Raw genomic sequence first — 21,572 nt, 5'->3', positions numbered from 1 at the left:
AATTGCGATAAAATTTAACAATAATACAGCCCAAGTCATCCAGAAGGTTCATTTTGTCTAGAACAGAACGGCTTTTCGCTCTTCTTCAAATCTTGCGTCAACATCGCTATGCCATTAGCGGGAAACAATTGGCCGCTGAACTTGGGGTCAGTCTTCGCACCGTGTATCGAGACATTGCCACTTTGCAAGCACAAGGAGCGGATATAGAAGGTGAGCCGGGCCTGGGATTCAAATTGCGCCCAGGCTTTATGCTGCCGCCTTTGATGTTTTCCGAAGAGGAGCTGGAAGCACTGGTACTCGGTTCACGTTGGGTTGCCCGAAGAGCAGATGCAACACTTAAACTGGCAGCCAATAAAGCTTTAGCGAAAATTTCAGCTGTCCTTCCCGGTGAACTAAGGCATCAACTTGAATCAGCCGGCCTCTTGATAGGTCCTGGGAAATCAGTTTCCACCAACCAAGATTATGAAGCAATCATCCGGCAAGCTATGCGCAAGGAAATAAAGTTATACCTCGGCTATATGGATGTTAAGGGGCAAGTATCTCTACGCACCATTTGGCCATTGGCTTTAGGTTTTTTCGAAGAAACACGGGTGATGGTGGCTTGGTGTGAGCTAAGGCAAGAATTTCGGCATTTTCGAACTGATCGCATCACCAGTTTAAAACTACTGGACACTTCTTTTCATCCAAGACGGCAAACTCTTTTGCAACAATGGCGAAACTTACATAGCATCCCCGAGCAATAAATGATTGCTGACAAAAACTGTCAGCAGCATCCATTACACTCTTCATCGATAACCATCATGAGGAGAATTAAATGAGATTGGAACCCAGTGCCATTGTTTTTTATGTGGGAAATCTTTCGCAAAGCCGTCAATTTTATCAGGATTTGCTCGGCATACCGCCAGAGGAGTCTTCACCTGCTTTCAATATGTTTCGTCTATCTAATGGAATGGGCATTGGTTTAAAGGATAAGCAGTCAATGCAAGCCAATATTGGCGAGAGTGGTGGTAGTGAATTAGCTATTACTGTGGATGATATTCGGTTGGTCGATGAGCTGTGTTCAGTTTGGCAGCAAAAGGGAGTTAGCATTGCGGAGCTACCTGCCTCCCTTCCATTTGGCTATACGTTCACTGCCAAAGATCCCGATGGTAATCGCATCCGAGTGGTTTGCCTAAAGAATTAACCCGTTTCAGCCGGCTCGCTGGTTTTTAAGAACAGCAAACCGTGATCACATTCAGGAGGACATATGACTGCATTAAAACCTGTGAAGCAATACGTGGAGCAATTCGCCATCACTGGCTTTTCCAAGCGGACAAAAAACATCGATGAAGCACACCCAGAACAAGCCAAGATTCCCGCACTCTGGCAGCAATTCCAGGAAAGTGACTTGAGTGCACATAAACCTGCCATAGCAGTGTATTCTGACTACGAATCCAATGCAGAAGGATTGTATACCATTACTGTCGGGGTGGCTCAAAACCAGCAACTGCCGTTGTGCAGCCGTGTGGAAATTAAAGCCGGACAGTATTTACAATTCAAAAATAATGGTCCCATGCCCGATACCATCATTAAAACCTGGCAAGAGATATGGGGTTATTTTAATGGCAACACTCACTATCTACGCAATTTCATCAGCGATTTTGAAGTTTACAATGGTCCAAATGAGTTTGCGATTTTCATCGGCATTCAATGACAAATGGAGGCAGGCTTATATAAAGCAGGGGATTTTCTGCATTAAAATTGCAATGACTGCAGAGAACCCCTACAATCGCGCTTCACAACATTTTGAGACAATAACATGAATGCAGAAACCAATTCTCCTTCCGCTGAAACCCTGACTCTTGAACATTACAGTAAGGCAATGAACTTTATAGGACATAACTTACTCGCCGCATTAAGCCAGTCTGTGGAAAAATTGCCGGCACAATTGCGCGATAACAAGGTAGTATTTCAAGGATTGTCTGCTTTTTTGGCAAATGTCATTCATAAGCAATTCCCCAAAAACCCAGAGTTTGGCTATGAAGTACTTGATGAACTTAACAAACTTGTAAAAGCGCAATTGGATAAGTTGCTTCATCCTTCTGAATAATTAAATTGGGTTCCTGATTTTTGACATCAGGAATCCAAAACTTGCCTATGCTGATTTGCCGTAGCGATTTAATACATGTAGGCCCATGTTTTTCGCAATTTCACCCTCTGCAAAAAATACCTTCCCGCTAATTTCCTTTTCCAACAATAAAGCTTCTTCTTCATCGTGGGTGCGAATAATAATTTCAATTTCTGGATTAAGTTGCTTGGCATAGTGGATCATTGTTCTAACCTGAACGGTATCGGACATGGCGATGATAAGCATTCCTGCACGAGCGATATGCCCCTGAATTAATACGGTTGGCTCGGAGGCATCACCGTATACCGCCGGGTGCCCTGCTGCTCTTAACCGTTTAATGGTTTCACGATTTTCATCAATCACCACATAAGGAATATTTTGCTCCGACAGCATATGTGCAATGCGTTCCCCCACACGCCCATAGCCTACGAGAACCACCTGCCCTGCTAAATATTTTTCTTGAACTGTGCTAGGTAAAGCGGCTAAAGGATCTTCAGAACGTTTAAACACTGGATGAAAGCGGACCAAATTAATGCGAGAGGCCAACTTTTGCAGCGGCGTGATGAGTTTAAACAGCAAAGGATTAAGTGCGATGGAGATAATGGCACCCGCTAGAATATAATTTCTTCCCTCCATCGGCAGCATGCCTAAACGAATTCCAAGTTCAGCCAGAATAAATGAAAATTCTCCAATTTGCGCCAAGCTTGCTGAAACCACCAGGGCAGATTGAAAGGAGTAGCGGAACAAGAGCACTAAAAAAAAGGCGGCAACGGATTTTCCAATGACAATAATGCCCAGAACCGTTAACACTTTTAAAGGGTGGGCAATAATTACCGCAGGATTGAATAACATACCCACGGAAACGAAGAATAGTACGGCAAAGGCATCCCTTAGCGGTAAAGATTCTTCTGCGGCGCGATGGCTGAGTGATGATTCCCGCATGATGGTGCCAGCGAAAAAAGCCCCGAGCGCAAAAGAAACTCCAAACAATTGGGCCGCTAGGTATGCGATGCTAATTGCAGCCGTAATTACACACAATGTAAACAATTCACGCGAACCTGTACGAGCCACATGCCAGAGAAGTTTTGGAAAAAAACGACGGCCAACGACAAACATGATGGCAATAAAAGCAGAAATCTTCAGCACGGTTAATAATAAAACCAGCCATAAAGGCTGCTGCTCAATGGTGGTTGTCTGATGTCCAAGCGATTGAGACAAGGCTGGGAGTAGCACTAGCACAATCACCATTGCCAAATCTTCGACTAAAAGCCAGCCCACGGCTATTTGTCCGTTGATGGACTCCAAAGTCCCCCTTTCTTCCAACGCCCTCAAGAGCACCACGGTACTGGCAACTGATAGGGAAAGACCAAAGATTAAAGCACTTCCATAGCTCCATCCCCAAAGCAGAGCAATGCCCCCTCCCAAGAGTGTGGCCACTACAATCTGAACAATGGCCCCCGGAATTGCAATTTTTCGTACCCTCATCAAATCGCCAAAGGAGAAATGCAATCCCACTCCAAACATCAGCAGCATGACACCGATTTCTGCAAGCTCCTGAGCAATATTAACGTCAGCAACCAATCCTGGAGTAAAGGGGCCAAGCATTACCCCTGCTAATAAATAACCGACCAATGCCGGGATTTTTAAGCGCACCGCAATAAAGCCTAAGAGGAAGGCCAATGCAAATCCCATTGCAAGCATGGTTATCAAAGGGATTGCATCATGCATATTTATAGTCCTTAAGGGTGCTTGGTAACATCTTAATGTTAGCCAAATTGCAAAATAGTGCCAATTTCAGCATATCGCTTAAATATTAATTATTAAACCGCTCAAATAATTAAATTTTTAGCAAAGGCTTTTGGCGTTTGCCCAGTCATTTTTTTAAATTCTTTAATAAAATGGGATTGATCAAAATAAGCATCGGCAGTTTGTATTTGCGACCAATCGCTCTGATTTTCAAGCTGTTTAAGGCTATTTTGCAAGCGGATCACCCTCAAATATTGTTTTGGACTTAAGCCGATGCAATCCAGAAAATGGCGCTGAAGGCTTCGCTCGCTGTAAGAATAGCTTTTTGCTAAATTGCCTAATTTACCCAAACCATCCTCTTTGATTACTTCATGCCAGAAAGACTTGATACGCGAGTTATCAAGTTTCCGATTTAATTGGCATTGCCCAAGCAGAAAAGATTGGATCAGAGAAAGCCTTTCATTCATCGATTTTGCCAAAGCAATTTGCTCTTGCAACACGTTGGCTGCTGCCGGTTTAATTATGTCGCATAATCCCAATGACCGATTACTTAAAGCTCTTGCAGGAATTTGAAACAATTTTGGAATGGCCCAAGGGTATAGAGTAAGCAAAACCGAGCCAGTGTTAGCCGATAATGCTTGAAAATCCCGAAAGCAAGTCAAAAGACCTGTAATCCCTATGTGTTTAAGCTTATGTCGATCATTTTTGCTGTCGACATAAGCCAGCTCACCTTGGAACTGAAATCCTAAAACAGGATATAAACCCGGAAAAATTCGATAAGCATCAATAGACGAAGCGTTCACCACAGAAATTGAATGTACATAAGTCCTTAATGCCGGGTGAATGGGAATTTGGACACTCATCTTACATTAAACCGGGTTGCTTAACATTAAAGGGGCTCAGATGCTGTTTCATCTTTGTGGAAAATCTCTAGGTTTTTTCTGCAACAACTCAAGCGTCTCCTGCACCTTAAGACAGGGCAACATAAACTTCAAGCCTTCTTCAATTTCTTCTGCGCTTAAACTTTGGTTAAACTGTACCATAATACTTTGCAGATCTTCATTTCTATATTGCTGCCAAAGAATTTCAGATTGCAGCCGCTCCTCTTCATCTATGTGTTGTAAATAAGAGGCTATGAAGCGATTAAATGCCAAATAGAGTTGGTGGCTGTCCTTTCCTGCTGTTAAATGCTGTATCAATGAGAGTTCCATCACATCCAGCTGCTGGTGCTGTTGATTTAGTCTATTTAATTGTTGCACAAATGGCTCAAAATAGGGGTGAATAAAACGTTCTTCAGACTGGCTGTGCTGTTTGATGTGAGACAACAACTGTTTCATTGATTGAGTTATTTTCTCATACTCTTCTGCATCATTTTCATCCATTTTAGCGATGGCGATGGCCAACTCATAAAGACGTTGCCTTTGAGCCTTGTGAATTAATTTGTATAAATTTAATTTCATCTTATACCTCGTGATTATGGAGTGCATAAGTGTGAACACCAAGAACTTTAAAATATTGTAATAATCCGCCAATTTTGCTGACAAAAGAAAGTATAAGTGGCTATTGAGATGCCTCTATTCAACTGTTATATTGATTCCGCAAAAAAATTACATATTGGATGTGAGACGATGATAAGGACTTTCACCGCAGCCTCTTTGCTGCTTTTTTCTTCCGCTTTACTGGCACAATCCGTCATTCAAGTCGCAAAAGACGTGGATTCGTCATCTGTTCAAGCTACAGGCCAACGTTCCATTAATGCCAAGCATTATCGACTAGTCGAAATTGACATCAACCAGCTGTATGCCGATTTAGAGAATGTGCCTAATCGGGACCATCCTGGCCTTGGCAATCCAACGATGATTGAATTGCCCCACCCAGACGGCAGCAATCATCGCTATAAAGTCCTTGCCAATAGTACCATGCACCCTGATTTGGCTGCCAAATTCCCGGACATTAAAACCTTTGACGCTTATAGCATGGATAAATCCGATGAATTTGTAAAACTTGACGTCACACCTCAAGGATTTCATGCCATGATTATGGTGCCTGGAAAAAATACCATCTTTATCGATCCCTTAGAAAAAGATAATACCCAATATTACATGGTCTATTATCAAAAAGATTTTGTGACCCACAAACGCATCAAATGCGGAGTCACTGGTCAGGATAGAGCTGTAAAAGATTTCAGCCACCTCAAACATTTTGCCAATTTTGCCTCTTGCGAATTAAGAACATACCGTCTGGCAATGGCTGCAACCGCAGAGTACACGGAATATCAGGGTGGAACAGTGCCCATGGCATTGGCAGCTGAGGTTACCACTGTGAACCGGGTCAATGGTATTTATGAACGCGACATTGCTGTGACCATGCAGCTTATCCCGAACAACGCCGCCATCATTTATACCGATCCCAACACGGAGCCTTATACTCATGGCAACCCACCCGCTTTGATTGAAGAAAACCAGACAAACCTAGATAACGTCATTGGTTCTGCAAATTATGACATTGGTCATGTGGTTGACTCAGCAGGCAGTGGTTTGGCGGCAGTGGCTAGCGTTTGCGATCCTGAAGACAAAGCCAAGGGAGCAACCGGGCAAGAAAATCCCGTGGGTGATGCCTTTGATGTGGACTATGTCGCCCATGAAATGGGACATCAATTTGGTGCAAATCACGTGCAAAATAACTCCTGTGAACGCCATATCCCCACGGCCGTTGAACCTGGCAGCGGCAGCACAATTATGAGTTATGCTGGCATTTGCCCACCTAACGTCCAGAGCCATTCTGATGCTTATTTTAATGGCATCAGCTTGCAAGAAATTGGTAGTTTCATTAATAGCCCCAGCCATACTTGTGCCGTCAAAACTCCTATCGGGCCAGCCCCACAAATCCTTGGGACGAATGGGTTCGTCACAATTCCTGCAAACACTCCATTCAGTTTAACCGCCTCAGCAACCAATCCTTCGGGATTACTGCCTACTTATACTTGGGAGCAAATGAACAACGAACCCTCACCTCAACCGCCCCAAAGTACGTCTCTGGTGGGACCTAATTTCCGAAGTTATAGTCCTTCGCTTTCGCCCACACGCTTTTTGCCAAATTTAATGGCTTTGGTTAACCACGGGCCATTTACTTGGGAGGTTTTGCCTTCAGTGTCGCGTGTTTTAAAATTTAGAGTCTCAGTTCGCGCCAACACTCCAGGGGGCTCTTGTAATGCATTCACAGACGTCCTCGTAACCACAGACAGTCACTCCGGACCCTTTCTAGTTACCTCCCCAAGCAATCCAGGCACAACTTGGCCGGCTCTGTCTCAGCAACTCGTAACCTGGAATGTCGCCAACACCAACGTTGCACCAGTGAATGCTCATACGGTGGATATTCTTCTCTCGACCGATGGTGGCATTACTTATCCTTATTTGCTGTTGCAAGGAGTGCCTAATGTTGGCGCGGTATTACTTACCGTCCCAAATCTCACAACATCGACGGCACGCATTATGGTAAGGGCGTCAAATGGCAGCTTTTTTAATGTTTCTGCGAGTAATTTTATTATTACTCAGCAGCTGCAATTAACGAAAGCGGATCGAAACCCGATGAACCGCAGAGAAGCTTTTATCCAGTACACAGGCTTAAATACCCAGCTGGTCACGGCTTATGTTCTGAATGGATTGCCGAATGCCACACTCACTTTGGACATGGTGCATCAGCGATTTGTGGTAAAAAACATTAATACCCCTCATGCGGTTCCTGTGTCCATTACATTGGTGAGACAAGACGGCAGAAATGAGACATCCAATCAAATTACTATCCCAAGCATTTTATAACAGAGGCTAAACATGAATAAATATTTTTCACTTTTAATGGGCTTAGGCTTACTGCCCTTAAACGCAAATGCCAGTTGGTATGGCGTTATTAATCTTGGGGGAAATGCCGTTGATGTCGAAAAACAACTTATCTATCCCTTGGAGGATCCTTTTGCTTCAACAGCCAATTTCGACAGTGGGTACAGCAATTTTCATGGGCAGCTGGCTGCAGGATATGAATTTTTATTTGCGGAACAATACGGCTTTAGCATCGAAGGAAATGCCGACCTTTTCACGGGGAAAGCTAAACATAATATTGATAATTGGTTCTTCAGTGAGTTTGCCCAGGCGGAAGAACAGTTGAAATACGGTTTTAGCTTATTTGCCCTTCCCGAATATCGTTACAACACTGCCGTTCGTTTATTTGCAGGTCCTGGAGTCTCAACCAGCAAATTTGAAGTCGGATATGATAATACGGCAGGTAATCTTGGGGTCAGCGGCAATTTTGATAAGTGGTTAACCGGCTGGAGTGTAAAAGCAGGAATTGCCAATCAAATCACAGATTACGCAGAACTTATGTTTACTTATCAATTTACCCAATACGAAAGTGTCACCTGGACCACCGTCGAACCTCTTTCTGGCTCATTGCTAAGAGGACGCTACCGACCCGATGCAAATCTGTTTATGGTTGGAATTCGATTCCACCTTCCTGAAAGCCAACCCTATCTGGAAAAATAATACTCACATTGAGACCCCTGCATGGGTCTCAACTGTTAAGCCGACTACTTAAAGTCAGCAAAACCATCGCATCCTAGGCTTAAACAGTCTAAAGTAATGCTTTAGCTATGGAGACACTATGAAAATAATTAGCCATGGGGCCTTTATCTTAGGATTGTGTCAAATTTTCAGTTTTCCAGCAGCATGTGCCGCGGGCTTACCTTGTCCTAAGGAGATAGATACGAGACAAATTTTGCTGCACAATATTCCTGGCTGGCAGAGCTACAGCGCTGCTTCAAATCAAAAGAATTACTTAAATCGTTTAACCTTTTATTCCGGCCATCCTAAAGAACAAGCCAGTCTCGCACCCGATAATGAATCATCCAAAAGTAAGATCTTGCAATGGTCTTTCAATGATGAAGAAATCTGGATTGCATGCGGATACGCAGAAACTAATATTGAACTCATTCGAAAATTGGAAAAACCTGCCCATCAGTGTAAAGTCAGCTACAATACGGCTGATTTGCCGATTTCAATGAATTGCAGGTGAGCCATTGTGAAACTTAATTTTTCACGTTACTACCTGCTTCAAGGGCCATCGGGGAGAAATTGGTAAATCCAATGATAGCTCTAAACCTTTGGTGACGGAGCTTATCTTATCTAATCATTAGCTTCGAGGAAACAGTATCCATGACCCACCAAGTAGCCAACCTTGGAATCGTCATTTTATGCTTAAGAGCTGCTGTTGCTTTTTCGCTAAACGAAGAATCTTTTGCGAATCCCGCCAAGCCACAAGTCGAAATGCGCTCCCCCTCCACCAGGGCGGAATCCGAGCCCAAAGCTCACCCCGTCCAGGGAAAAGGATTGCTTGATCATTTAGTAAAAAATACAAAAGCCAATATTAGCTTAACTTCAAACTATCTGTTTCGTGGAATTACTCAAACTGAAAACTCAGCTGCGATTCAAGCTGGATTGACTTACACGTCCCCTTTTAATGTATACGGCAACATCTGGTCTTCCAATAGTAAGTTTGCTGGTACCGATATCCGCTGGGAGATTGATCCGGGAATTGGGTTTTATAAGGAATTTAGCAACGATTTTAACATTGACCTGGGACTTTATCGCTATATTTTCCCCTCATATAACATTTGGAACTATAACGAATGGGTAGGACAAATCAATTTCAAATTTCTGCAATCGAATTTCGGTTACTCATCTAATGTCGTTAACGTAAAGCGCAAAGGAATTTATTACGATGCTGGGATCAACTCTGAACTTCCTGCACACTTTTTTTCAATTGAAGGGTTAAGAATTCTTGCTTTGTTAGGACGTTATGAACTACCCAAAGGCTTTGAGGACATTACAGGAATTAGCTATAACACATATGTTATTGCTTTAGCTAAACCTTTCAGGCAATACAATGTGGCCGTGTTTTTTAGCAACACGACTGAACAAGACTTTTATCGCCATTATGGCGGTCCACATTGGGTTTGCACAGTCACTGTAGAACTTTAAACTCCATCAGTGACAGTAACTTAAACCAGGGATTAAACGTTTAAAGAAGCTTCTGTCCTTAAGGATTCGTCAATGTTATCCAAGGCCTTTGCCTTCTTAAGTGAGAAAAAGCTAAAAATTCGATGGCTCGCCAATGCTTCACGGACATCTTTATCCAATCGTACATCAAGTACCTGTTTGGAAATAGCATTGGTTAAAGCAGACTTAATGCGCTGGGCCTTTTGATAGGAACCGAAATTAAAGCAACTGTCGCTGCTTTCCAAACGGGCGATTTCATTTTGGACCAGCTTAACCCCTAATGGCCTAAACGGGGAAGCGGATGATAGAGGCTCCGATGGAGAATAAGAACTTTCTGAGTTATGGTCATTAAGCAACTGCTCATGTTCTGAATGCGAGGTTGAGATTTCCTCTTGCGGGAATTCTACCGAAACTTTTAATGAGTCCGCTGGACGCTTAAGTGGGGCTTCGTTACGCGGGGACTCTAACAACTCTTCATCAGCTAAATCATGTTCTGGATCACTTTCATCATAGCTAAATTCCTGATCACCTTCGGAATCATCAAAATCATAAACAAGGGCGGCTCTTCTCTGTATTTCTTCCTTTCTCCTAATCGCTTCATTTTTTACAATAAAAGCCTCTGTAGGATCTTTATAAAAATCTTCAACAAGCTCAATATCTGAATCAGCCATCCGTCCCAACAGTTCGTCGTGGCTACGGCGAATGCCTTCAATATGTTCTTTATAGACTGGGAGTTCACAGTTATAACGCAAGAGTTCTTCCGGTAATGCGAAGGAATCATCCAAAGAAGCAATCCAGTCGGGGTGATTTAACGCGTATCTTAAGAACTCCAGACAAATCGGCCCGCAAGAAACCAGTTTCTTTTTCTCTTCCTCTGCAACGTCAGCATCACTTTGGGCTGCTATGTCTTTTCGCTCACTTTGAATTTCATGGGGGGAGAGGGCCAAAGGCATTCCAGCAACCATAAATTCACTTGGAAGTTTGAGTTTTTTCACCGCTCGGGCTCTCGCCTCAGAAGTTGGATACCCTAAAGGGTTAAAAAGAAAAAACTTAATGCTACCACTGGGTTGCCGGCAAAGTATCGCTGCCATGTAATGGGCACTCCCCATTTCAGGTTTAAAGAGAATGGGAAAATAGCGTTTGTTGGATTTAAGCAAAAGGCCTTTACAAAAATCGACTATTTCTTCGAAAGGAAGTTCATCGATGCCATCCATAAATACATAAGGGGGAAGAAATTGGTTCTTCTTGGTTTCATCGAGAGCTTTGGATTGCAGCATAGACTGATAATAAGCCCAAACAATACGTCGGCAATCATCCAGGTGATACCACACATTAAATTTGCGGCTATCCTCATTGTCTCTTTGCCTAAAATCCTTTTGCGCTTTGCCCATATTTCCCCCAAAGAATTAGTATATAAGACGCTTAAAAAGTCGGAATTACAGTTGGAAAGTTTTTAAATAGAATAGGCAATTAAACCATTTTTTGTTGAAAAAGTAAACAATATTGCTGGCTAAGCTGGCATTAAGCTTCAGTATTTAGAGTTATACTCGCCTAACCTTAAGCTTAACAATACTATTGCCCATTACAGTTGGACAATGTGATAGCAAAGTGTGAGACAAAAACTATGTCAGAAATTATTTTAGCAACCTCAAACCCTGGAAAAATAAAAGAATTACAAGAGATTCTAAGTCCGCTTCAATGCATCCCCCAAAATACCCTGGGCATTGAAACGGCCATTGAGACCGGCTTTAGCTTTATAGAAAATGCTATCCTTAAAGCTCGACATGCGAGTCGAGTGGCTAAAAAGGCTGCTCTTGCAGACGATTCTGGCCTGGTCGTGGAAGCTTTACAAGGTGAACCGGGGATTTATTCAGCTCGTTATGCTGGCGATAATGCCACAGATAAGGAAAACATTTCTTTGCTGCTCAACAGGCTGAGGCATGTCGAAGAAGAAAAACGCGAGGCTTACTTCTACTGTGCCATTGCCGTTCTAAGGCATGAACAAGACCCAACTCCCTTAATTGCCACAGGCAAGATGAAAGGTCGGATTGTGCTCAAACCTCAAGGAGAGCAAGGTTTTGGTTATGATCCTATATTTTTTCTTGACTCATACCAGTGCACTGTTGCCCAATTAACTGCTAAGATTAAAAATGAAATTAGCCATCGCGCACAAGCCTTGCAGCAGCTGCGCAGCCAACTGTTAGAAATGCCTTTATCATGAACATAGCCATTTATTCTTTTGAAGAATTAAGCATTAACACACTGTACGACATCCTGGCTTTACGCAACCAGGTTTTTATCGTTGAACAGCAATGCGTGTATCAGGATTTGGATTTTAAAGACCAGCAAGCACGACATCTACTGGTCTATGACGCAGGGAAATTGATAGCCTATGCCCGTATTTTGCCTTTCAATCACAAAGACATGAGCTTTGGCCGTTTGGTCACAGCGCAAAGCCATCGAAGATTTGGATTAGGCAAGCAATTGATGGCTAGTATTTTAACTTATTTACAAACCCATTTTGCTTCCCAGGCGATAGTCATTACAGCACAGCAATATTTGCAACATTTTTATCAAAGCTATGGTTTCCTTCCAGAAGGAGAACCTTTTGACATGGATGGCATTTTGCACATCAAGATGGTTAAAGCCCCATGACCGAAGATTTGGAGGCCTTGTTTGCACAAGCTTATCTTCTGCAAAGGAATAATGAATTAGCAGAAGCCATTGAGCTGTACAAAAAGCTCTTACGTCTTAACCCGGAACATGCTCAGGCTTTGCATTTTTTAGGTCTTGCTTATGCTCAAAAGGGAAATCTCCAGGAGAGTATTGATTTCTTGCATGAAGCACTGAAACTTAATCCTGACGACGCCAGCATTCATAATAATTTAGCCAACGCTTACAAAAAAAGTCATCAATCTGACAAAGCCATTGAGCATTATCAGAAAGCTTTGGAACTCTCACCAAATTACGCCCAGGCGCACCACAATTTAGCCATTGTGTATGGGGAACAGGGCCAGTATAGAAAAGCCCTGGAACAATATCGCTCAGCGATTCATGCAGAACCCGATTTTGCTGCGGCTCATTTTAATTTGGGCTTACTGCTTCTTCGTAATCATGAACTGCAAGCCGCAAAAACCCAATTCAAAAACGTGTTGGCCCTTTCTGATGGCCATTTGGAAGCCAATTTTTATCTAGGCGTATTGAATTTGGAATTCAATTTGCTGGACGAAGCAGAACAAGCCTTTAAAAATGTACTTCAGCAAAATGAACAGCATGTGGAATCTTTGGTAAATTTAGGGGTTATTGCTTTAAAAAGGCAACAAGGGCAAGTAGCCGTAGATTATTTTACCAAAGCATTGGCTTTCGATAATGATCACGTCGATGCACGTAATAATTTAGCCGCTACATTCATGCATTATGATCGTTTTGAAAATGCTTTAATGCATTATGATGTATTACTAAAACAAGACTCGAAAAATATTGAATACCTTTACAATTCTGGCGTGGCGCAGATGGCCTTAGGGCACTTAAGTGAAGCGATTGCTCATTTCGAAGACATTTTAGCGCAACAGCCTAAGCATTTTGCAGCATTAAGTAATCTTGCCGCCATTTACATTCGACTCGAAGATAAAGAACGAGCTCGTGCATTGCTGGAAAAAGCCCTTGAGGCGAATCCGGCTGATAAAGCCAGCCGGCACATGCTGCATGCCTTAAGCAATGATGAGTTAAATCCCAAGACTTGTCCTGAGTATGCAAGCAATTTATTTAACAATTATGCCTTGTATTATGATCAACATATGAACGATCAGCTAGCCTATAGCCTTCCACAACACATCAGCCGAGTGATTCATCAATTACCCATTGAACACGTTGAGAATGCCTTGGATTTAGGTTGCGGCACAGGATTAACTGGGGTTATTTTAAGGGAAGTATCACATCATTTAACTGGCGTTGATATCGCCCCCAAAATGCTGGCTCAAGCCCGTGAAAAAGACCTATATGATGATTTGGTTGAAGCCGAGTTGCTTGATTTTCTTAAGGAAAACAAGCAAGCCTATCAACTAATTGTTGCTGCTGACGTTTTTCCTTATTTTGCTGAGTTAGACAGCCTTTTTGCGGAAATTCAGCAGCATTTGAGCCAGGATGGTTTTTTTATTTTCAGCACGGAAATCAGTGCGGACAAGCCCTGGTTATTGCAAAGTACAGCGCGTTTTGCCCATCATCCGGATTACATCCAGGCATTATGTGCGAAATACGCCTTCAGCATGAAACAGCAGCACAAAATTGTAGCCAGAACGCAAAATGCTGCTCCATTAGAGGAAATGCTTTTCGTTTTGCAAAAACCATGCGTGGTTTAACAGCAATCCTTTGCCTTTATCCATGCAGCAGAGACAGCGATTCGGCAAGGTCTACTGCTAAGCCGTCCACGGACTTTGAACTTGCACAGCAAGTGCTGATGAATATCGCAGTTTCCGCATCAGCATAATCTTTGGCGGTTTTATTATCCAAATCAATAAGATCAGGCGATGCGCCATGCCCAAGCAACATTTTAATGAGTTCTTTGTTGCCCGTCGAAGCGGCATAATGCAAAGCCGTTTGGCCCTTATTATCAACCGCATCCAATTCAACCCTCACTTGAATTAATAACCTGGCGCAATCCAGATCTTTCAGGCAAGCCCAATGCAAAGCACTTCTTCCAAAAGTCGGATCGGGTGAATTAAGCTGCAATTTATCTAGGGATTCTACTAGCACTTTCAGTTCAAACAAACGCCCCCAGGCGGCGGCCCTTCTTAATGCCTGTTCGTAAACAGGATTGGTTGTTTCACCCTGTTTCCGCAGAGAAGTGCAAACTGTATTTAGTTGGATCTGGGCGGAAGTATTTCTCGATTCATTTAAAAAGCTCAGTAGTCCAGGAGCCAATTTTCCATTAACTTGTGCAACCACTTTTTCATTGGCTTGGACAAGCTTTTTGGTGACCGCATCTTTAGCCAATAATTCTTGGGTCCTTTCTATATCAATTTGGGACAGAGGCTTATCTTTAAAGAGTAGTTTTGACAATTCAAAAATAAGATCTGGCATTGCACCTATTAGGGAGGAATCACTGTCAACAATGGATTTTACCGCCATTAAATAGGAGGCAACGAACTCATTATTATTGGATAAATTCTGATAATAAGTTAATTTACTATCCCGCATGGCTTCAAGTGTACTCATTACCCCTGTTGACAGTACGAGACAAGAATAGGAATTTGCCAAAGCAAGGCGCATTGTTTTATTTGGCAGGGACTGATGATATTGAATTTTAGGTATTTCCACTCTGGAAGGTCCTAAATTTGTATCGCTCGCATAGGCTTTTTTAATTGTTGATGCCTCCGTGGTGAAATTCCCAACCAGCACGTAAGTATCCAGATCAGTTAATTTCATGTATTGAGCAATTAATTTATAATCTTTAGAGGAATCAACCGCTGCAAGATACATGAATCCGTAATTGGCCGAAGGAACAATGGAGGACAACTGTCCAGGATCACTATTATCGGCTTTTTCAATGTTAGGCAGCCCAAGGCGATTACTTCCCAAACCAGAACTGCCAATGAGGATATCATTCGCAGCGAAATGCGAATAAATATCTGGTTGATCCTTATCAATCATTTGCCTGTACATCAACTGCATTAAAAAAGAAGAAACATCTTTCTGATTTGCGGCGCCCACAAATAAAAATTTACTTTGGGGAGAAATGACACGTTTAACCAATTCAGCCGGGGCAAAATTGCAGCGATTGGCTTCGATGAAGGCCACCACGGTGTTTTCAACCGGATCAAAGGTTTCCAGGGCACAAATACCAATGCGCTCACCATCAATAAGCAAGTGCCTTTGGTCTGGCTTACCGTAAAGGCTTTCGAAGCGTTTAATACCATCTAAAGTACTGGTAAGCACTACATTGATATTGGAACTCATTGGAAGTTCCCGTGCCAGATCTCTAGCTATTACACCCGCATGCGCAAAATCACCTTTCGCAGTGGGGTTTTTACAATTGGCGTAAATTAAAATTACTTTTCCCATTGCTTAACTTCATTTTTACAACTTAAAAAAATTTTAAATGGGAAAAATTAAAAAAATATTAACAAAGAGCTTATTTTGAGATCTTTTTTGATAAATTTTACGCTATTAATAGGAAAGGGCCCGCAGCCCAGGCTGCGAACCTTAAAGCGATATTGTATTTGTGTTTAAAAGGATAAAGAGAGGCTGCTATCTAGACGTTGTAATTGCGCCCTGAACAATTCTTGAATTTGCTCAAGACTTTGCTGATCCCGTGCTTCAAAACGTGCTACCAAACAAGGGGTCGTATTGGAGGCCCGCAATAATCCCCAGCCATTGGCAAATTCAACCCTTAGGCCATCTATTGTAATTAATTCCGCTTCAGGGAACAGAGCTTCAGCACAAAATCTTTCCATAAATGAAAATTTTATGTCTTCTGCAATTGGAATCTTGATTTCTGGAGTATTAATGCTGTTTGGGATTTTCGAAAATTGCTGACTGACCGTTTGGGAGCTTAAACTTAAAATTTCTAAGAGGCGGCATGCACTATAGAGTGCATCATCAAAGCCATACCAGCGATCTTTAAAAAACAAATGGCCACTCATCTCTCCCGCTAATGCAGCCTGCTCTTGTTTCATGACTGCCTTTACAATTGAATGGCCTGTCGGACACATTCGGGCTATGCCACCACTTCTTTTAATGACCTCGGCCAGGTGACTCGAACATTTAACATCATAAACAATTGTGCCCCCTGCATTGTGCTGCAATACATGAGTTGCATAAAGCATGAGAAGGCGATCGGGCCAAATGGTTTCTCCCTTGTCAGTGACGACGCCTAAACGATCCGCGTCGCCATCAAAAGCAAGGCCAAGATCGGCTTGAGTGGCGAGTACGGTTTCCTTAAGATCTTGCAGATTTTCTTCAACACTGGGATCAGGATGATGGTTAGGAAAACGGCCATCGACATCGCAATAAAGAGGTATGACCTCACAACCCATGGCAGCAATAACTTTAGGGATAACAGGACCGGCAACACCATTGCCACAATCAACAACCACCTTAAGAGGTCTGCTGAGCTGGATGTCTTTTAAGACCCGCTGACAATAATCATCAATAATATCCATTTGGAGATATTGGCCTTGCCCCTTGAGTCGCTTTCGATTGGCCAGCGTCTCATGTAATTTTTCAATGTCCTGCTGCACCAAAGTTTTGCCAGCGAGAACGATTTTGATTCCGTTGTAATCAGAAGGATTGTGGCTTCCGGTAACAATTAAGCCGCTGTCCACTTCTTGACTATGAGTGGCATAATACATAATCGGTGTAGCAACTGTGCCCAGATCCAAAACCGTGATGCCGCTTTCAAGTAAGCCCTGTTGCAAGGCTTTTGCTAATTGCTCGCTGCTTAAGCGGCCATCCCGGGCAACATATATTTTGTCTCGCTGCAATTCATTTAAGCGATAGCCAATCGCCAAACCAATGGAATAAAAAGCATCCTCGTCTAATTGCTTCCCCACCAGACCGCGAATGTCATAGGCTCTAAATACCGAACGCTCGACCTCTTTTTGCACATAGCCCATCGCTACTGTCTCCCTGAACTACCAAAACCACCCTCTCCACGGCTGCTTTCATCGAAAGAATCAACCAGTTCAAAATTAGCACGCACAATCGGCAAAAATACCAACTGCGCGATGCGATCCCCTGGGTTTACGGTAAAATGCTCATGGTTGCGATTCCAGCAAGAAATTTTTAACTCTCCCTGATAATCGGAATCAATGAGGCCAACCAAATTCCCTAAAACAATGCCATGTTTGTGCCCAAGGCCTGAACGCGGCAAAATGACGGCCGCCAGATTGGGATCCATGATATGGATGGCCAAACCCGTTGGTAAGAGAACTGTTTCTTGTGGAGCAATTTGCATCGGCTTATCAATGCAAACTCTCAAATCAAGGCCAGCTGAACCGGGAGTAGCGTATTGTGGCAATTCAATGGATTTGCCGATTCTTGAATCCAAAATTTTTAATTGAATGGTTTTGTTCATGTCATTTCTCGTTTTGAGCGTGCTTGCCATTGTGAATATTCGAAGCCAGGATTGCAATGATTCGTCCGGCAACTCGTATTTTGTGGTCTAAGGGGAGCTCAACTTGATTATCCCTTGTTAAAATTGTGACTTGATTATCATCTTGTCCAAATGCCATTTTTGGCCCCACTTGATTGGCCACCACCATATCCAGTTTTTTCTTGATTAATTTTTCCTGAGCATGCTTTATGACATCCGTAGTCTCTGCAGCAAATCCCAACACATAAGCGGCTTTACCAGACGCCACAACCTCAGACAAAATATCCGGATTAAGTGTTAAAGAGAGTTCTAAATCCCGATGATTTTTCTTTTTAATCTTTTCATTAGCAGGCGATAAAATTCCGTAATCAGCCACCGCAGCCGTTCCGATAAAAATCATCCCTTTTTCTAACTTCAGCATGACTTGCTGCAGCATTTGTTGGGCAGACTCCACATAATGCACATCCACCCCGGAAGGAGGCGTTAGCGCAGTAGGGCCACTAATTAAAGTTACTTCAGCCCCTGCATGTTTGGCCGCTTCTGCCAAGGCATAACCCATCTTTCCTGAACTGTGATTACTAAGGTAGCGAACAGGGTCAATGGCCTCACGAGTTGGCCCTGCGGTAATAAGGATTTTTTGACCTTTTAGGCGCTGATGAATGTCAAAAAGACGAAGGGCATTGATAATACTGTTTGCTTCACTTAAGCGGCCAAAGCCCTCTTCCCCACAGGCTTGAGAACCTTCTTCAGGTCCAACGATCAACACGCCACGTTGAGCCAACAGTTGGCAATTGGACTGAGTGCTTGGATGTTGCCACATAGAGCGGTTCATTGCAGGGCACAATACAATTGGACATGTTGCCACCAGATGTATGGTGCTTAATAAATCATCGGCCAAACCATAAGCCATTTTAGCGATGGTGTTGGCAGAAGCCGGCGCAATTAGAAAATAATCGGCCCAGCGTGCAAGCTCAATGTGTCCCATGCCGCGTTCGGCTTCGCCATTAAACAAATCAATAGCAACTTCATGGCCGCTTAAAGCCTGCAACGTTAAAGGAGTAATAAATTTCTGTGCAGACGCAGTCATCACCACGCGAATCTCAGCGCCCAACTTGCAAAGCTCGCGAACCAGGTACGCTGCCTTATAAGCTGCAATACCGCCACAAACAGCTAATAAAATTTTTTTCTTGGCAAAATCTTGCATGGGATTTCATTTTTAATAAGAATTAAGGCGATCAAAGCATAAACCTCGCAATAAAGGAATAACAATGACCAAATCGTCAAGCGCTCCTGCTCTGGATGTGCGTGAAAAACTGCTGCGCCAGGGACCTGGCAGTTTATCCGATGTTGAATTACTTGCTGTGCTAATCAGTTGTGGAAGTGGAAAAAAATCCTGCCTGCAATTGGCCATTGAACTGCTGAAGCATTTGGGGGATTTGCGCAGCATCTTAAATTGTGATTTTAAACGTTTCCGGCAAGTTCGCGGATTGGGCTTAGTCCGTTATGCACAGTTGCAAGCCGTCAGGGAAATTTGCAGGCGCAGTGATTTCATTGGTTTGCAAAGGGAGACACAGCTTCAGAATTCCCGGCAAACCCATCTTTATTTAAAACGGCAATTAAGGGATAAAAAAAATGAAACCTTTGCTGCCTTATTTCTCGATAGCCAAAATCGAATTTTAGCTTATGAAGAATTATTTGCTGGCACGATTAATTTGGCCACTGTCTACACACGGCCACTGATAGAACGAATATTGCAACTCAATGCGGCCGCCATTATTTTAGCGCACAACCACCCTTCAGGTTTGTCTGATGCCAGTCCTCAAGATGTGGAAGTGACGAAACGCATGCGTGAAGCCCTGGAGCTAATTGATGCCAAATTACTGGATCATTTAGTCATCGGTGATAATGAAGTCTACTCCATTGCACATGGGGTGAAGTGGCCATGCCATTAATGGGGTGGGTCGAAACAGTCAATTGAAATAATTCAGATTTAATTCTATTCTAGATGCGGCCTTGAACAAAGGGATGTGAAGATGCCTTTAAATATTCATAAGAAATCATTTGACGAAACCACCACGGTTGCGATTATTGGTGCTGGTCCAAGTGGGGCTTTTACCGCAAAAGCGTTGCAGAAAATTGGTATTCCAGCCAAAAACATCACCCTCTTGGAAAAAAAAGGAGTTGCTGGCGGCAAATGTCATACCTGGCAGCATCCAGAAAATCAAGACGTCACAGCAGAGGAGGGTGCTGCGCTCATCACGTATAATTATGGAGTAGTCCTTGACCTCATTCAGGAGAAAAAGATTGCTCTTGAAGAAGTCATTCCAACTCAACATAGTTCCGTGCATTTCATCAAGCAATATGAGGAAAAGAGAGGTTTTGACAAAATGGCCTTTGCCGGGGAATTTTGTCTCGAATTGATGAAATACGACATGGCATTGCGCCAATACCTCCATACCCGCGACAATCATCTGGCCCTTCCTGAAGAATTTAAACTCCCTTTTGCTGAATTTGCAAAACGAAAGGGTTTAAATAAATTAAATGACTTATTACGACCGCTGGTGACCGGTTTTGGTTACGGGGCAATGGATGTTTTTCCCACCTATTCGGTATTTGAATACATCGGTAAAACTACCCACCTTACGATGGCTGCACCTTATGGGCCTTTCTTTGGCATTAAAGGAGGGTTTCAACGCTTAATTGAAGCAATCGTTGCCGATTATAATTTGATCACTTCTGCAACCATAACATCCATTGTGCGGAATAAAAATAGTAATCATCATGCCGTTCACATTAAGTATGATCACCATGGCACAGCCTGTGAGTTAAAGGCGGATTATTTAATTCTGGCATTGCCTCCTGTCCATTGGCATGAATTGGGCTTGGATTCTACTCCAGTCGAATTGGCTTGCATGCAAAATGTAAAATTCTATAAATATCTGGTTGCAGTTGGCCAGCTTGAAAATTATCCTGCTCAGCACACATTCTTTGAAGAAGCTTTGCATCAGGACGGGTTCGGCAAATTAGCGTTGATTACAACGAGAGATGCCCGTTCTAATCCCAAGGAAGGACGCATTGTTACCGCCTACTATAATCAACCGCAATGTTCTTTAAGATCTAATCCTGAACCAATCACCCCCGACATTGCCAAAATGGAAGATGAATTAAAGTTAGCGACTGGGGCAACCAAAGCCAAAATCCTTGAAACCCACCTCTGGGATGACTATTGTTCATCCTTATCCTGGGAGTTGATGTGTGAATTAGACAGTCACCAATTCACCAATGCAACCGGTTATGTAGGTCCCTATAATCTTGGCAGCTTTGAAGATGTTTGCTGTGTCGCTGAACATGCCACAAAACTCATTGCTTCTTACTTTGCTCCTGAGCCAGCCAAAGTTTATCACCATTCCTTAATGGCAGATTTAAAACGTGCATGGGGATTATTTAAAACGCCTAAAACTCAGCCAATGGGCTCGCCAAGCAAGGAAGAAACCTTAAACCCAAATGATGAGACATCATGCCTTTTATAGTTAGGACTGAATCTTACTCCAAACTTATCATGTTCCTACACTCAAGCCCT

21 protein-coding genes are annotated in these 21,572 nt (G+C 43.0%); 13 read left to right on the top strand and 8 right to left on the bottom strand.

The features are described from left to right. The first annotated feature begins 53 nt into the window (after nucleotides 1-53). The 4 genes from EL203_RS02030 to EL203_RS02015 all read left to right on the top strand — a co-directional run bounded on the left by EL203_RS02030 (nucleotide 54) and on the right by EL203_RS02015 (nucleotide 2,089). The gene (locus tag EL203_RS02030) at nucleotides 54-743 is read left to right on the top strand and encodes a helix-turn-helix transcriptional regulator (RefSeq protein ID WP_058471155.1); all 690 of its coding nucleotides are present in this window, start codon (nucleotides 54-56) and stop codon (nucleotides 741-743) included. Nucleotides 744-814: 71 nt separating this feature from the next. Continuing rightward, complete coding sequence (locus tag EL203_RS02025; RefSeq protein ID WP_058471156.1) at nucleotides 815-1,183, top strand: VOC family protein; 369 nt, start codon at nucleotides 815-817, stop codon at nucleotides 1,181-1,183. Nucleotides 1,184-1,246: 63 nt separating this feature from the next. Further along, on the top strand, nucleotides 1,247-1,693 hold the full coding sequence (locus EL203_RS02020) for a GyrI-like domain-containing protein (RefSeq protein ID WP_058471157.1): 447 nt from the start codon (nucleotides 1,247-1,249) through the stop codon (nucleotides 1,691-1,693). 105 nt (nucleotides 1,694-1,798) lie between these two features. Then, entirely contained in the window at nucleotides 1,799-2,089 is a 291-nt protein-coding gene (locus EL203_RS02015) for a hypothetical protein (RefSeq protein WP_058471158.1), read from the top strand. A 45-nt stretch (nucleotides 2,090-2,134) separates the two neighbouring features. Here EL203_RS02015 and ybaL read toward each other — a convergent pair whose 3' ends face one another. From ybaL to EL203_RS02000, 3 genes are all read right to left on the bottom strand, one after another. Then, nucleotides 2,135-3,835, bottom strand: coding sequence for a YbaL family putative K(+) efflux transporter (gene ybaL, locus EL203_RS02010; protein WP_058471159.1), 1,701 nt, complete (start codon nucleotides 3,833-3,835; stop codon nucleotides 2,135-2,137). Nucleotides 3,836-3,936: 101 nt separating this feature from the next. Next, nucleotides 3,937-4,716, bottom strand: coding sequence for a helix-turn-helix domain-containing protein (locus EL203_RS02005; RefSeq protein ID WP_058471160.1), 780 nt, complete (start codon nucleotides 4,714-4,716; stop codon nucleotides 3,937-3,939). Between the two features lie 48 nt (nucleotides 4,717-4,764). Next, complete coding sequence (locus EL203_RS02000; protein WP_058471161.1) at nucleotides 4,765-5,313, bottom strand: hemerythrin domain-containing protein; 549 nt, start codon at nucleotides 5,311-5,313, stop codon at nucleotides 4,765-4,767. A gap of 168 nt (nucleotides 5,314-5,481) precedes the next feature. Here EL203_RS02000 and EL203_RS01995 point away from each other — a divergent pair, with 168 nt between their 5' ends. The 4 genes from EL203_RS01995 (at nucleotide 5,482) to EL203_RS01980 (ending at nucleotide 9,882) form a co-directional block, all read left to right on the top strand. Further along, a complete protein-coding gene (locus EL203_RS01995; protein WP_058471162.1) occupies nucleotides 5,482-7,671 on the top strand; it encodes a reprolysin-like metallopeptidase in 2,190 nt (729 codons plus the stop codon). Nucleotides 7,672-7,683: 12 nt separating this feature from the next. Continuing rightward, a complete protein-coding gene (locus EL203_RS01990; protein WP_058471163.1) occupies nucleotides 7,684-8,388 on the top strand; it encodes an outer membrane protein in 705 nt (234 codons plus the stop codon). Between the two features lie 118 nt (nucleotides 8,389-8,506). Next, nucleotides 8,507-8,917: an STY0301 family protein gene (locus EL203_RS01985; RefSeq protein ID WP_058471164.1), complete on the top strand. Its 411-nt coding sequence runs from the start codon at nucleotides 8,507-8,509 to the stop codon at nucleotides 8,915-8,917. 140 nt (nucleotides 8,918-9,057) lie between these two features. After that, entirely contained in the window at nucleotides 9,058-9,882 is an 825-nt protein-coding gene (locus tag EL203_RS01980; protein WP_058471165.1) for a TorF family putative porin, read from the top strand. A gap of 32 nt (nucleotides 9,883-9,914) precedes the next feature. Here the strand turns inward: EL203_RS01980 and EL203_RS01975 are convergent, their stop codons facing one another. After that, a complete protein-coding gene (locus EL203_RS01975) occupies nucleotides 9,915-11,291 on the bottom strand; it encodes a hypothetical protein (RefSeq protein ID WP_058471166.1) in 1,377 nt (458 codons plus the stop codon). A gap of 233 nt (nucleotides 11,292-11,524) precedes the next feature. Between EL203_RS01975 and rdgB the strand changes: the two genes are divergently transcribed. Genes rdgB through EL203_RS01960 form a run of 3 tightly spaced genes read left to right on the top strand, consistent with a single transcriptional unit; the run spans nucleotide 11,525 to nucleotide 14,258 of the window. Beyond that, nucleotides 11,525-12,121, top strand: coding sequence for an RdgB/HAM1 family non-canonical purine NTP pyrophosphatase (gene rdgB, locus EL203_RS01970; protein WP_058471167.1), 597 nt, complete (start codon nucleotides 11,525-11,527; stop codon nucleotides 12,119-12,121). After that, nucleotides 12,118-12,555 carry a GNAT family N-acetyltransferase gene (locus tag EL203_RS01965; protein ID WP_058471168.1) on the top strand — a complete coding sequence of 146 codons (438 nt, stop codon included), beginning with the start codon at nucleotides 12,118-12,120 and terminating at the stop codon, nucleotides 12,553-12,555. Before rdgB ends, EL203_RS01965 begins: the two co-directional genes overlap by 4 nt. Then, entirely contained in the window at nucleotides 12,552-14,258 is a 1,707-nt protein-coding gene (locus tag EL203_RS01960; protein ID WP_058471169.1) for a tetratricopeptide repeat protein, read from the top strand. The genes EL203_RS01965 and EL203_RS01960 overlap by 4 nt, the downstream gene beginning before the upstream one ends. A gap of 16 nt (nucleotides 14,259-14,274) precedes the next feature. Here EL203_RS01960 and ankY read toward each other — a convergent pair whose 3' ends face one another. The 4 genes from ankY to coaBC all read right to left on the bottom strand — a co-directional run bounded on the left by ankY (nucleotide 14,275) and on the right by coaBC (nucleotide 19,196). Then, the gene (ankY, locus tag EL203_RS01955; RefSeq protein WP_058471170.1) at nucleotides 14,275-15,960 is read right to left on the bottom strand and encodes a Dot/Icm T4SS effector AnkY/LegA9; all 1,686 of its coding nucleotides are present in this window, start codon (nucleotides 15,958-15,960) and stop codon (nucleotides 14,275-14,277) included. A gap of 164 nt (nucleotides 15,961-16,124) precedes the next feature. Then, nucleotides 16,125-17,513 (bottom strand): phosphomannomutase/phosphoglucomutase, encoded by a 1,389-nt coding sequence (locus EL203_RS01950; protein ID WP_058471171.1) that lies wholly within the window; start codon nucleotides 17,511-17,513, stop codon nucleotides 16,125-16,127. Between the two features lie 2 nt (nucleotides 17,514-17,515). Then, entirely contained in the window at nucleotides 17,516-17,974 is a 459-nt protein-coding gene (gene dut, locus EL203_RS01945) for a dUTP diphosphatase (protein ID WP_058471172.1), read from the bottom strand. Nucleotide 17,975: 1 nt separating this feature from the next. Then, nucleotides 17,976-19,196: a bifunctional phosphopantothenoylcysteine decarboxylase/phosphopantothenate--cysteine ligase CoaBC gene (coaBC, locus tag EL203_RS01940; protein WP_058471173.1), complete on the bottom strand. Its 1,221-nt coding sequence runs from the start codon at nucleotides 19,194-19,196 to the stop codon at nucleotides 17,976-17,978. 64 nt (nucleotides 19,197-19,260) lie between these two features. Here coaBC and radC point away from each other — a divergent pair, with 64 nt between their 5' ends. Next, nucleotides 19,261-19,944, top strand: coding sequence for a RadC family protein (radC, locus tag EL203_RS01935; RefSeq protein WP_058471174.1), 684 nt, complete (start codon nucleotides 19,261-19,263; stop codon nucleotides 19,942-19,944). A gap of 81 nt (nucleotides 19,945-20,025) precedes the next feature. Beyond that, entirely contained in the window at nucleotides 20,026-21,522 is a 1,497-nt protein-coding gene (locus tag EL203_RS01930) for an FAD-dependent oxidoreductase (protein WP_058471175.1), read from the top strand. The last annotated feature ends 50 nt before the right edge of the window (nucleotides 21,523-21,572 follow it).

It is taken from the genome of Legionella jordanis (assembly GCF_900637635.1).
In the GTDB taxonomy this organism is placed as follows: domain Bacteria; phylum Pseudomonadota; class Gammaproteobacteria; order Legionellales; family Legionellaceae; genus Tatlockia; species Tatlockia jordanis.
Note: the sequence above shows the minus strand (reverse complement) of the source record. Positions and strands in the feature narration are given on the sequence as shown.